This is a genomic window from Metabacillus litoralis (assembly GCF_003667825.1).
GTDB lineage: Bacteria > Bacillota > Bacilli > Bacillales > Bacillaceae > Metabacillus > Metabacillus litoralis_B.
Window position 1 is genome coordinate 3,332,501 of record NZ_CP033043.1, and the last position, 12,500, is coordinate 3,345,000.

Below are 12,500 nucleotides of genomic sequence, written 5' to 3' on the forward strand. Positions count from 1 at the left end.
TGCGGGCCCCCGTCAATTCCTTTGAGTTTCAGTCTTGCGACCGTACTCCCCAGGCGGAGTGCTTAATGCGTTTGCTGCAGCACTAAAGGGCGGAAACCCTCTAACACTTAGCACTCATCGTTTACGGCGTGGACTACCAGGGTATCTAATCCTGTTCGCTCCCCACGCTTTCGCTCCTCAGCGTCAGTTACAGACCAGAGAGTCGCCTTCGCCACTGGTGTTCCTCCACATCTCTACGCATTTCACCGCTACACGTGGAATTCCACTCTCCTCTTCTGCACTCAAGTTCCCCAGTTTCCAATGACCCTCCACGGTTGAGCCGTGGGCTTTCACATCAGACTTAAGAAACCGCCTGCGAGCGCTTTACGCCCAATAATTCCGGACAACGCTTGCCACCTACGTATTACCGCGGCTGCTGGCACGTAGTTAGCCGTGGCTTTCTGGTTAGGTACCGTCAAGGTACCAGCAGTTACTCTAGTACTTGTTCTTCCCTAACAACAGAACTTTACGACCCGAAGGCCTTCATCGTTCACGCGGCGTTGCTCCGTCAGACTTTCGTCCATTGCGGAAGATTCCCTACTGCTGCCTCCCGTAGGAGTCTGGGCCGTGTCTCAGTCCCAGTGTGGCCGATCACCCTCTCAGGTCGGCTACGCATCGTTGCCTTGGTGAGCCGTTACCTCACCAACTAGCTAATGCGCCGCGGGTCCATCTGTAAGTGACAGCTAAAAGCCGTCTTTCAATTTCAAACCATGCGGTTCAAAATGTTATCCGGTATTAGCTCCGGTTTCCCGGAGTTATCCCAATCTTACAGGCAGGTTACCCACGTGTTACTCACCCGTCCGCCGCTAATCTCAGGGAGCAATCTCCCATTGATTCGCTCGACTTGCATGTATTAGGCACGCCGCCAGCGTTCGTCCTGAGCCAGGATCAAACTCTCCAATAAAGAGTTGATAAAGCTCATAATTAAATCTTTAAAACGTTGACGTTTCTGTTTTGTTTAGTTTTCAAAGAACTACTTTAGCTGAGCACTTTATCAGCGACAAAAATCATTGTATCAGATAATTTCTCTGTTGTCAACTTCTATGAATCGTTTTTCTCAAGCAAGAAAACTTAATATCATATCTCGTAGCAACAAATAATATCTTACCACTTCATTTCGTAGAAGTCAACACATTTTTTGAATTGTCATTCTAGAAAAATGCACTTCTATTCATGTCTCTAAAAACACGTTTTGAAGAGACGAATAACATCTTATCACTTAATTCAAATGAAGTCAATAAAATTTTTTGTGCATTTTAAATCAACAACTATAGATTTAAGATTATTTTCTTAAAAGGGAATAAACATAAGTATCATATGCTTTTCCACCCTGGTACATATACTCCTTTAATACCCCCTCTTTTTGAAAACCAGCTTTTACTAATAATTTATTCGATGCTTCATTTTCAGTAAAGACAACGGCACCGATACGATTTAAGTCTAGCTTTTCAAACCCGTAAGATATGACGATTGAAAGTGCTTCTGCGGTGTAGCCTTTCCGCCAGTGGCTTGGATGTATTTCGTAGCCTATTTCTGCTCGCTTATGTTTAGGAGACCAAGCGTTAAAGCCAATGGTTCCAATGATACCTTCGGCTTCTCTTCTTTCAATACCCCATCTTATGCCTCTTTTTTCTCTATAACTATTCGAGAAAAAATCTACGAAACTTTCTGCTTGTTCAATTCTTTCTAATGTTTCTTGTCCGTAAAAGCGTGTAACATTTTCATTCGAAAAACAAGCAAAAATCCCTTTTGCATCTTCTTTTGTTATTTCTCTTAATATTAGTCGATCTGTCCATAAAGTCGGAAACATATGAACACTCCCTCTATTTACTTATAAGATGTTGTCTCTTGATTTTGTTAGAGACAAATGAAACATTCCCTAAAACAATGCCGAATAAAATAATGAAAACTCCTACCCATTGTATCCATATCACTTGTTCTGATAAAACAATCATAGAAAGTAATACCGCTACTGGCAACTCAGAAGCAGTTAAAATCGAACCTGCTCCAGGACCTATTTGTGGCATACCTATTGAAAATAAAATTGGCGGAATCACTACGCCAAATAACCCTAAAAGAATTCCATAAGGAAAGATATCAATAAGAGTATGAGCTCCCATCCAAGATAATGGATTAGTTATGACTAATACAATGATCATTGCTCCTGTAGAAAGCAGGGCGCTACGTTGTAAAGTAGGTACTTCTTTTTCAACTAAACTGCTTATTAATAGGAAAAGTGAATATGATAATGCTGCAAGAATTCCCCAAACTATGCCTGCCATATCAATTGTTTTTTCCCCAGACGTAAAAATGTCGGCTGCAAAGATCGAGCCAAGTAACACAATAATAATAGAAGATATCTTTTTCGTCGATGGTTTATTCTTAAACAACATCCATTCGACAATAGCTCCAATCCATATAAACTGAAATAAAAAGATAATAGCTAGTGAAGCATCTAATGTTTCTAATGAAAAGTAATAAAAAATTCCTGTTAACCCCATTGGCGTACCACCTAGAAGTAACTTAGCCATTTGGCTAAAGCTTAGCTTTTGCTTGTGAACAAATAATGTAAGGATCCATATTATAATTGTTCCAATAATAAACTGACTACCTGTAACTTCAAACATATTAAACCCAGATTCATAAGCAAGCTTTACAAAGGTTGAAAGGACTCCAAAACTGCAGCCTCCTAAAAATACGCACAAAACATAAACCCATACTTTCATCTTGATTCTCCTTATTTAAAAATTTGGACAAATAAAAAGCCACACAACTATCCTCTTGGATAATTGTGTGGCGAAAAAAGAGATAATATCTTTAAAAATCCACATCATAAGAATTTTAGCTATTTAGTTCAATTATATTATACCGACGAAGTGAATGGAAAGACAAGAAATGATAAGATTCTATTTTAGTGGTTCACATGATCATCTAAGCAAGCTAGATTATAATAAACACTATTTTTCTTTTAGTATATTAAGCATATTCTTATCAAATCCCTTCACAATCAACCAGACTGCTAAACTCATTTCATAAACACCAACAGGTAAAGCAATAAATCCTTTTACTGCTGAAAAAGGTTCCACTAAGCCAAACATTTCTAATAACCCGGCTATGAATACTAAAATAGCTGTTATCATCCCAAATATCGCCAGCTGTCTTGGTACCAAATTTGTTTTAAGAAGTAAATAACTATATAGAAAAGTATTTAAGCCTAACATTAAATTTGGTCCTAACAATGCAGTCCAACGGTAAAATGCTTGCAGCATTGATCCTACAGCAAAGAGATTCTCTGAACTACCCGTGTTTCCATTATTCATACTAATACTCAATAAACCTAATATACTGATCATACCGATAGAGATAAAAACAGCTTCCATAAATCGAAAACAAAGGTAACCTAAAGCAATATGTTCATTAAACCGGCGTATATATGGGAATAGCATTATTGCAGTTCCAACCACAGACACTACGAGCAAAAGGTCGTTAATTACTCCAATCAACACACGGCTTTCTACACCATTTGTCACATCCATATACCCTTGTTCTGACAAAACTGGCCCATATAAGATAACAGCTATAACTGAACTAATCGCAGCCACTATATAAAAAGCACCTAATATCTTTGCATTTATTTTGTCTTGTGTCATTTCTTTTCCTCCTCAAATATTTTCTATGCTATACTTAATAACGAACAATTCTGAAAATTATTTATAAAAGGAGTTATCATGGACTATTATGATGTAATAGAAAATTCCCTTATCTACATTGAAGATCATCTTCACCAACCATTATCATTGGAATCTGTTGCTAGTACCTTCCACATGTCAAAATTTTATTTTCATAGACTTTTTTCTGCCATGATGGGATCCTCACTAAATCAATACATACTATCCCGAAGATTAAATGCATCGCTAAGATTAATGTCAAACGAAAACCTTTCCTTAACAGATATTACTTATCAACTAAACTTTGGAACTCCATCATCATTCTCCCGTGCATTCAAACGTCAATACGGTATAGCTCCAAGTACTTTCCTTAAAGGAAATGACAAAACGATCGCTCAAGTACCAATTCCTTCAGTGGTAAAAAGACCCCTAAAAAACATTAACGGCGATCTTGTCACTGATTTCACCCTAACTGAATTTGAGACAATTAGACTATGTGGGATAGCCTTTGAAGTTGATCTTACAACCGATTACAAGACAAAGATTCGCTCTTATTCAGAAACGCTACTAAATAACATTAATAACACAATTAATGGTTCTTGCTATGTTATCTATTCAAACTGTCAGCCAAATTCAACCCGTTTCAAGGTTTTGTTCGGTGTTCCATCCGATATCAAAATTGATCAACCTTATTTTTTCACAATTGATGTACCGGAACTCTTTTGTGCCAAGTTCAACTATTCGGGTGATATTCTGGATATAGGTGATATTCTAAAAACTGATTTTGCCAGGTTTTTAAAGATTTCTAAGCAAGAACCCGAGAATTCGGATATTGAGCTCATTCAAGTTTTTGATAACATTCACCATCTAAATTCGGCCTATAACATTTACACACCTATTAAAAAACTACCTATAGATTTTGATGACTAATCATGCTCCTTTCTTTTCATCAAGTTGTTTTTATTGATATTAAGATATCATTGAAGAAGGGATAAGACTTTCCAAATCTTGCTTTATTTAGTAACCTGTCTGCCACATAATCAAACAGACAGGTTAAAAGTCTGTCTCTCTACGAAAAAACTTCTCCTGCAATCTCATAATAATTTTATTTCTCTTCCACAAACAACAACCTTTCCCTATTCACTATTTAGAGTTAAAATAATATTGTTTTGTTGAAATAACATTATGTTTGAGAAAAGAAGGTACGATTAATTATGAAATATCTTTCTTCATCCGCAACAATCTTTGCATCTTTGCAATGGTTGTTTTTTATCTTTGCGAATACAGTCGTTGTACCAATTTCTATTGGGACAGCATTTGAGCTACCATATGATGAAATATCTGTTATCCTTCGTAGTTCTCTTATCTTTACGGGAATTGCGTGTTTATTACAGGGATTGATCGGACATCGTTATCCTCTGATGGAAGGACATTCAGGCGTTATGTGGGGCTTAATGCTTAATTTATCTGTGATTGCCTCATCAACAGGTACAAGTCTTCAAGAAATCGGTGGAGGTATTGCAAGTGGTATGCTGCTTGCAGGGGTGGTTGTACTCATTTTAGGTTCACTAAGGTTAATATCTTATATTCAAAAAGTGTTCACACCTATGGTCATGAGTGTTTACCTGTTTTTATTAACCTTTCAATTAATTCTCATCTTTTTCAAAGGGATGTTAAAAATGACCCCTGAAGGAAAACTAGATCTCCCGATTAGTCTTTTTTCACTGGGGGTTGTTTTGTTAGTATGCTTGCTCAAAATTAAAGGAAAAGCAGTTATTAGTAACTTTGCCATATTAATTGGGATTGTGATTGGATGGATTTTTTATATAATCCTTTTCCCAGCAGAGCAAAATTTGATGACTCAATCAAGCACAGATTTACACCTCTTTCCTTTAGGAGCACCAAACCTGAATATAGGAATCATCGCTATTACCTTTCTAGCAAGTGTAATAAACCTAAGTAATACGATTGCATCTGTCACGACATCGTCAGCTATGTTTCATGATGAATATTCTCAAAATCGTTTTGATCGTTCTTATTTACTTAATGGTGCTTATTCCATTGTCGCTGCTTTATTCGGATTAGTTTCTTACGCGCCCTTCGCTTCCTCAATTGGCTTTTTAGAGAGCACTCGGATCTTTCAGTTACGACCATATCTGATTGGCGGCGGGTTAATGATCTTGTTAGGAAGCGTTCCTTTTTTAGGGAACTTACTAGCAACACTTCCCGTTACAGTAGGAAATGCTGTACTGTTCGTGGCCTATTTTCAATTATTCGGAACTTCTTTAAGAAGCATCCGAGATCAAACGTTTAATTCTATTACCATTCACCGCTTAGCTGTTCCTATTTTAGTAGGAGTTTGTATTATGAATATGGATCCGAAATTGTTCACCACATTACCAGCATTAATTCGTCCTCTCATTTCGAATGGATTTATTATGGGCGTATTACTGTCCATCTTTTTAGAAATGTTTGTAAAATGGGAACCTGAAAAAGTCTCAACGAATGAAGTAGAGGTCTAAATACAGAAAGCAGGTACGTTCGCTATAGAATGTACCTGCTTTTCTATTGACTTAAATTAATGAGACTTAAGGAACTCCATAAGACCCTTATCAGTTTCTTGAGATGCATGACCAAGCCAAATTAAGTGCCCCCATGTATCGAGTAGATATAATTTAGAAGAAGGAATGTTTTCATGTGCAAAGGAGGAATGCTCCAATGGAACAGAACCATCATGTTTACTATGCATAATGAGAGTTGGACAAACTATCGCTTGTAGGTGCTGAATAGACACCTCATTAACCTGAGCTAAGTCAATGAAAAAACCATAACGGGATCGCTGACGATTGTTCATTTTTCTTATAGCTTCAATATCTTCCTCGTTAAACTTTTCCTTTGCTTCTCGATATGACAGTTTACTAAATGACGGAAACATTTGCTTAAATATAAACCGCGGGAATAAATTATTCATAGAAGAAATAAGCTTCCATGTGTATTTTTCAGTATTGGGACGAAACAGTATTTTGGCAGCTTTATATTCTTTATCCTTTGGAGTAAGCCATTCTTTTGTAACTGCAGATTGTAACGTGAGTGTAGAAACATATTCTGGATAATGTGCTGCAAAATAGATTCCACTAGGACCACCTGCAGAGATGGCCAGTAAATGAACCTTTTTTATACTTAAATGATCTAATAGCTTACTGTAATATTCACACGACTTTGAAAGACTTGTTCCTATTTCCTTAGATGTTTCTCCATAACCTGCTCTTGAAGGGATAATGAAAGAAAAACCGTTATCAACCAGTCCCTTAACACCAAATTCTTCATAACAGTTTGAATGTCCACCGTGGAATATAAGTACAGGTTCTCCCTCACCGAGTATAGAATATTCAATGCACATTCCTTCTGATATATACTTTTCTATTCTTCTTTTCATTTACTTGTCTCCCTACCATGCATCCATAATTAAACTCATGCTTTACCTATAACTTAGGAAGATTTCTCCAAAAACAACCATATTCCTCTATTTATAAAAAAGCGCATTTCATTAATGAAATACACTTTACTGTTTTACTTATTCTAAATTGACCCTTTCTTCATAACTCATCAATGTAAAATGACTATGAAGTTCCTTTTCACCAACTGATATTCTAATTGACAAGTCCTTCGTTCGTAAAACAAAATCTTTAACACCTATAAATTCAGATTCGGCAATTAAATAAAATTCTGTTCCCTTTTTCAACCCTTTATACTTTTTCTTCAGCTTATACACTTTCATCTTCTATCTAACTACTCCCTTTAAGAGACTCATCATCGAAAACAAAATGAGAGCTACGCATTTCTTATATACATTCCTTCACATAACATTTTTCAAAATAACGGCCATTACAATTTCATTCAAATCTAAAGTGATTCCTAAGGAACTTTTTGCACATTCCTTCTTAAATGATCTTACCAGGAACTGGCGAAGAAAGATTGATCATTGTATAAGGCTCACCATACTCCATAGACGAATCAATAAACTGTTCCAGTAATTGATAGGATGCAGTCACCACCTTAACAAGATAACTATATTCCCCTGTCAGTCTATGACATTCAATAACGAGGGGGCTCTCTTTACAGAATTCCCTAAATGCCTTGCATCTGTGGGTTTTAATTAATATAAATGCTCTAACTGTTTTTTGTAATTTTTCTGGATTAACTTGTGCCTTATATCCTTCAATAATGCCTTGATCTTCTAGTTTTCTTACCCTCTCGGTAACTGCAGGAACAGACAAGGAAACTTTCTGCCCTAACTCCGTCATTGAAATTCTACCTTCCACTTGCAAGATATCCAGAATTCTACGGTTAACATCATCCATAACTGTTCACCTTCATTTTTAATTTAAAATCAGATAATTTCCTTTTCTATTTAAGAATATCAGTCCAAACTCCTTAAAAAAAGCATGTGTTCTTAATTCTTTTTCAAATAAAATTAGCCTATATCATGTTAGGAGGTATTAATAATGAAATCAACTTGTGAAAAATGCGAAAAACCGATAACAAGTGATGCTTTTATATGTAGTTATGAATGCACGTTTTGCTTAGAATGCACGACTGAAATGTCTTATATTTGCCCGAACTGCAGTGGAGAATTAGTAAAACGACCAAACAGTTAAGGCATTGTAAGATCACTAAAAAGTGAAAGGTGAATGGAAATGAGCAAAGCATTGATCATTGTAGATGTACAAAAAGCATTTCAGGATCCTAAGTGGGGGAACCGAAACAATCCAGACGCAGAAAGTAAAATTAACAGCCTATTACTTGAATGGAGAAAAAGAAAATTAGAAGTCATTTTTATTAAACATCTTTCTACTAATCCGAACTCTGTTTTTTATCATAAAAATGAAAGCTCACAGATAAATGACTTACTTTATCCGCTACCAACAGAAACTATCTTTACTAAAGAAGTTAATAGCTCCTTTATAGGAACATCATTGGAAGACTATTTGCATCAACTTAAAATCAACGAACTAGTCTTAACTGGTTTGACGACTCCACATTGTGTATCAACGACAGCAAGAATGAGTGGTAACTTAGGCTTCACAACTTATCTATTATCAGATGCTACAGCAGCATTCGACCTAACTGACCACCTGGGAAACCGTATAGACGCTCAAACCGTTCATGATGTTTCTCTTGCAACAATTCATAATGAATTTGCCACTGTCATTACCACTGAAGATTATATAAAGCTTCTATAGATTTCCTATTATTAGATAAAAAACAAGCATCCCGTTATAATTAAGGATGCTTGTTTTTATGAGCCCGTAGAAGTACTGCTCGATCCGAAACCAGAGCTAGATTTTGTACTACTAGATGAGGATGATGAAGTAACCTTTGTGCTCGGCTTAGGTGTTGACTTAACAGCAGATTGAGCTGAAGTAGTCGGTTTCGTTAATTTCACTTTACCTGATGGCTTTGATTTTGCTGCATTTGCTACAAGGAAAATCCACCATGGAAACGAGCTCTCATTCGCATAGTAATTCGAATCTAAAGTAGATTCGCCATTTTCATAAATATCATCTAAAAAGGCAATTAGCTCTTCTTCTTGGTAATCCAGATTATTTTCTTCCATATAATCTTCCATCGCTTCTAAATCCATACCTGGATATTGAGATTGTAAATGATCTAATTCAATTTCACTTTCCATCTCTACTTCTTCTTCTACAACTTCTTCGCTATATGTTGACGTTCCTATTTCTTCATCATAAAAGAATTGTTCCTCTTCTATAACCATTTCTTCCTTTGTACTACAAGCACTTAAGGCAACAGCAGCAGATAAAATACCGCCCATTAATGTTTTTGTTTTTGACAATGTGATCCCCCTTACTAATCATTGAAAATTAAATTCAAGATCATTGCTACTAAACTACAAATTCCTCAATTCCATATAAAGTTTGTTTCAGCCATATTCAGTTTGTATTTACTCTTCTCTCGCTTCTCTAAACGGCTCGCAAAAGAATTAAGGAACTAAATAATTGTTCTTATTAAATAGTACGATCTTTGAGTGATAAAAGTTTCAAGAACGAAACAATCAAAAGACCGTAAAAACTTAGCAAATTTCAAAACAATTCGACAATCCCATTTTTCAATTTTACCATATATTATCCAACCCTATGGTGCAGCTTTGCTAATTATCACCACTAAATAACACTGAAGGTAAACCTTATTATTACAAAAAATGTCCCCTCATATAAGAGTTACTTTTGTGAGCAGATTTAACTTTTCCACATATATGTACAATAAAGAGCACTTAGTTGATTCTTAATTTCATAGCCTGGCTAACAAAGAAAAGAGCTATCCATGTGGAATGCTCTTCAAGTGTTAAATAAGGTTGTTTAGATTATTTATTATTAAAGGTAACAATGACAAATCGATGCTCATAGTTTAGTATATATCCGTTTCTTATTAACTCATCATAAGCATTCACTAGCTGGTTAAAGTTATCCTTTACATTAAATCCTGGAAATTCCCATTCTATCACTTTCGCATAATAAATAAGAGCTTCCATATTAAAAAACTTTTGAAATGGAAAGTATTCATCAGCAAACTTAATGTCAAAGTTATTCTCTTTTAAATCTAGTAATGTATTTCTTAAATTTAAATCCTCATATTTTGGCATAAAGTTTGGAATTAGCATATTTGATAATCGGTTTCCATTTTTCCCGCCTACCTGTTGAGTAATGAATACACCACTAGGTTTTAGAACTCTTTTAACCTCTTCAATATTAAATGATTCATGTCTATTGATGATCATATCAAAACAATTGTCAGCATAATCAATTATGTCATCATCAATTGAAACAAGTTTTATCCCTAAAGGCACCAATTTGCTCCTTAAAAGATCAATATTAGGTTTCCATCCTTCTGTTACGGACGTTTTACTATAAGGATGATTTAAGGTAAGAAGAAATTCTCCTCCTCCAGTACCCATATCAAGCAATTCTAAATCCGATGACAAATAATTTTTTACGATGTCTGCATAATCCCATGGAAGAAATTCATTTTCCCAGCTTTCCTTTATATATGAAAAATCCCAACCGTCAAAGTTAATTGTTTCATATTTTAGCCATTCTTCTATTAACTCATTTTTATACATCATAACTATTCCCCCACTAATTTTATTTTCATGTGGACGATACAGTTAACTGATAGAAACTGAGGTTAATCTCGATACAGTTCTATCAGATTCACTAACTGTATCGAGTAATTAATTCGTTTCATGTTATAAATATTTCCCCTTTCCTCAAATCTTTCATGTGAAATAAAAGGCCACATATCGATGTTTTTCATATGTTAATACAACCTTTCACATTAAAAAGTAAACCGAATATGACTACTTCTCTACTTCTCTACTTCTAAGGAAAATTTCAAAATAAATTGGGATTGAACCTTTTTGCTAGTAACAAATTGGCTTGTTTCGGATCAATATCGTGTACCAATAATTCCTCAGTACCTGATTTGGCCAAAATCAAACGTTCTCCTGACGGTGAGATTAAAGCAGAAGTGCTCTTTTGATTTTTCAAGGCATAATTAACACTAGCAAAATAAATATTATTCTCTAAACTTCTACACACCATAGCATTATTGAAAAAATCCGGATTGTTTACGTCCCCTGTAAATTGCGGATGAAAAACAATACTCGCATCCTGACGAGCAGCCCATCGCACAGTCTCAGGATACCGCCAACCTTCGTGACAAATAACAATACCAAATTTCATATTGTTTATCTCAAAGATTCTTCGACCCTTACCTGGAACATACCCGTACATATCTTCTCCTGGATCAATTTGATTTTTTGTCTGATATCCCATGATCTCACCATTGTTTCCAATTACAAAAGCAACCAAATGTAATCCCTGTTGATCTTCCCATTCCATAGGCATAATAACGGCTATTTTAACTTGTCTAGCAATATGACAAATCTCCTCTAAAGCTTTACTCTGAAAGCAATGATTATACTCCTCAACCTTATAACCAACTCCTCTTAATCCAGGAATAATTGATTCAGGAAAACAAACTAGATGGCAGCCCTTTTTACCGGCTTCATATATCATTTCCCTAACTATCTTTATTCCATCTGTTACAGAATTCGGAAACCTAGTTTGTGCTAACCCTATCTTCAAAATTTGATCTCTCCTATTACTATTGGTTTAGTTTGATAAATCCAAATATGCACCTTTTATTATTATGGATTTATTATATACTACTTCCAATAAGAGGAAAGAAAAAAATCACTTTAGTTGCTTTCTTTGTATACAAAAAAAGATCAGCATCTCTACTGATCTTTTCCTCAACTTACTTGGCGACGTCCTACTCTCACAGGGGACCCAACTACCATCGGCGCAAGAGCTTAACTTCCGCGTTCGGACTATCAGCTTGCAATAAGCCACAAAAAGTGTCGTTCATAAGGGAATGAACAAAAAAAGTGATTGGAAAAAGAACGTGTAGTGCCGTTCATAAGAGGAATGAACGACAAAAGTGGTTAGAAAAGGACGTGTAGTGTCGTTCATAAGGGGAATGAACGACAAAAGTGGTTAGAAAAGAGCTTGTAGTGTCATTCATAAGGGGAATGAACGACAAAAGCGGTTAGAAAAGAGTGTGTAGTGTCGTTCATAAGGGGAATGAACGATAAAAGTGGTTGAGAAAGAGAGAGTATCTCCGCGTCAGCTTGTTCGTTCAGATCCTCATGTGCCAAGACCGCACACTCCGGTCTTCACTGCCTGCGCTTCCTTGACCTTCTTGCTTCTC

The 12,500-nt window shown here is 35.8% G+C and carries 13 protein-coding genes and 1 rRNA gene (1 of these 14 cut by a window edge); 4 read left to right on the top strand and 10 right to left on the bottom strand.

Translation table 11 applies throughout. The features are described from left to right. The 4 genes from D9842_RS16540 to D9842_RS16555 form a co-directional block, all read right to left on the bottom strand. Positions 1-943 (bottom strand): 16S ribosomal RNA (locus tag D9842_RS16540); it reaches 609 nt to the left of the window's first position. A gap of 378 nt (positions 944-1,321) precedes the next feature. Continuing rightward, the gene (locus D9842_RS16545; protein WP_121663448.1) at positions 1,322-1,849 is read right to left on the bottom strand and encodes a GNAT family N-acetyltransferase; all 528 of its coding nucleotides are present in this window, start codon (positions 1,847-1,849) and stop codon (positions 1,322-1,324) included. Between the two features lie 13 nt (positions 1,850-1,862). Then, on the bottom strand, positions 1,863-2,765 hold the full coding sequence (locus D9842_RS16550; RefSeq protein ID WP_121663449.1) for an EamA family transporter: 903 nt from the start codon (positions 2,763-2,765) through the stop codon (positions 1,863-1,865). Positions 2,766-2,996: 231 nt separating this feature from the next. Continuing rightward, positions 2,997-3,689 (bottom strand): DUF4386 domain-containing protein, encoded by a 693-nt coding sequence (locus D9842_RS16555; protein ID WP_121663450.1) that lies wholly within the window; start codon positions 3,687-3,689, stop codon positions 2,997-2,999. A gap of 78 nt (positions 3,690-3,767) precedes the next feature. On the opposite strand from D9842_RS16555, the gene D9842_RS16560 reads away from it, so the two are divergent. Next, complete coding sequence (locus D9842_RS16560) at positions 3,768-4,637, top strand: helix-turn-helix domain-containing protein (RefSeq protein WP_121663451.1); 870 nt, start codon at positions 3,768-3,770, stop codon at positions 4,635-4,637. Positions 4,638-4,921: 284 nt separating this feature from the next. Further along, on the top strand, positions 4,922-6,229 hold the full coding sequence (locus D9842_RS16565; protein ID WP_121663452.1) for a uracil/xanthine transporter: 1,308 nt from the start codon (positions 4,922-4,924) through the stop codon (positions 6,227-6,229). A gap of 56 nt (positions 6,230-6,285) precedes the next feature. On the opposite strand, the gene D9842_RS16570 is transcribed toward D9842_RS16565, so the two are convergent. The 3 genes from D9842_RS16570 to D9842_RS16580 all read right to left on the bottom strand — a co-directional run bounded on the left by D9842_RS16570 (position 6,286) and on the right by D9842_RS16580 (position 8,068). Then, positions 6,286-7,143, bottom strand: coding sequence for an alpha/beta fold hydrolase (locus D9842_RS16570; RefSeq protein WP_121663453.1), 858 nt, complete (start codon positions 7,141-7,143; stop codon positions 6,286-6,288). A gap of 138 nt (positions 7,144-7,281) precedes the next feature. Beyond that, positions 7,282-7,485, bottom strand: a complete 204-nt coding sequence (locus tag D9842_RS16575; RefSeq protein ID WP_121663454.1) for a hypothetical protein — start codon at positions 7,483-7,485, stop codon at positions 7,282-7,284. Positions 7,486-7,648: 163 nt separating this feature from the next. Beyond that, positions 7,649-8,068 (bottom strand): Lrp/AsnC family transcriptional regulator, encoded by a 420-nt coding sequence (locus D9842_RS16580; RefSeq protein ID WP_121663455.1) that lies wholly within the window; start codon positions 8,066-8,068, stop codon positions 7,649-7,651. A 144-nt stretch (positions 8,069-8,212) separates the two neighbouring features. Between D9842_RS16580 and D9842_RS16585 the strand changes: the two genes are divergently transcribed. Then, positions 8,213-8,365, top strand: a complete 153-nt coding sequence (locus tag D9842_RS16585) for a DUF1272 domain-containing protein (RefSeq protein WP_121663456.1) — start codon at positions 8,213-8,215, stop codon at positions 8,363-8,365. 33 nt (positions 8,366-8,398) lie between these two features. Then, positions 8,399-8,950, top strand: coding sequence for a cysteine hydrolase family protein (locus D9842_RS16590; RefSeq protein ID WP_121663457.1), 552 nt, complete (start codon positions 8,399-8,401; stop codon positions 8,948-8,950). Positions 8,951-9,006: 56 nt separating this feature from the next. On the opposite strand, the gene D9842_RS16595 is transcribed toward D9842_RS16590, so the two are convergent. The 3 genes from D9842_RS16595 to D9842_RS16605 form a co-directional block, all read right to left on the bottom strand. Further along, on the bottom strand, positions 9,007-9,564 hold the full coding sequence (locus D9842_RS16595; RefSeq protein ID WP_121663458.1) for a hypothetical protein: 558 nt from the start codon (positions 9,562-9,564) through the stop codon (positions 9,007-9,009). Between the two features lie 528 nt (positions 9,565-10,092). Continuing rightward, positions 10,093-10,851, bottom strand: coding sequence for a methyltransferase domain-containing protein (locus D9842_RS16600; RefSeq protein ID WP_212138791.1), 759 nt, complete (start codon positions 10,849-10,851; stop codon positions 10,093-10,095). Between the two features lie 268 nt (positions 10,852-11,119). After that, a complete protein-coding gene (locus D9842_RS16605; protein WP_121663459.1) occupies positions 11,120-11,875 on the bottom strand; it encodes a carbon-nitrogen hydrolase family protein in 756 nt (251 codons plus the stop codon). Positions 11,876-12,500: the final 625 nt, after the last annotated feature.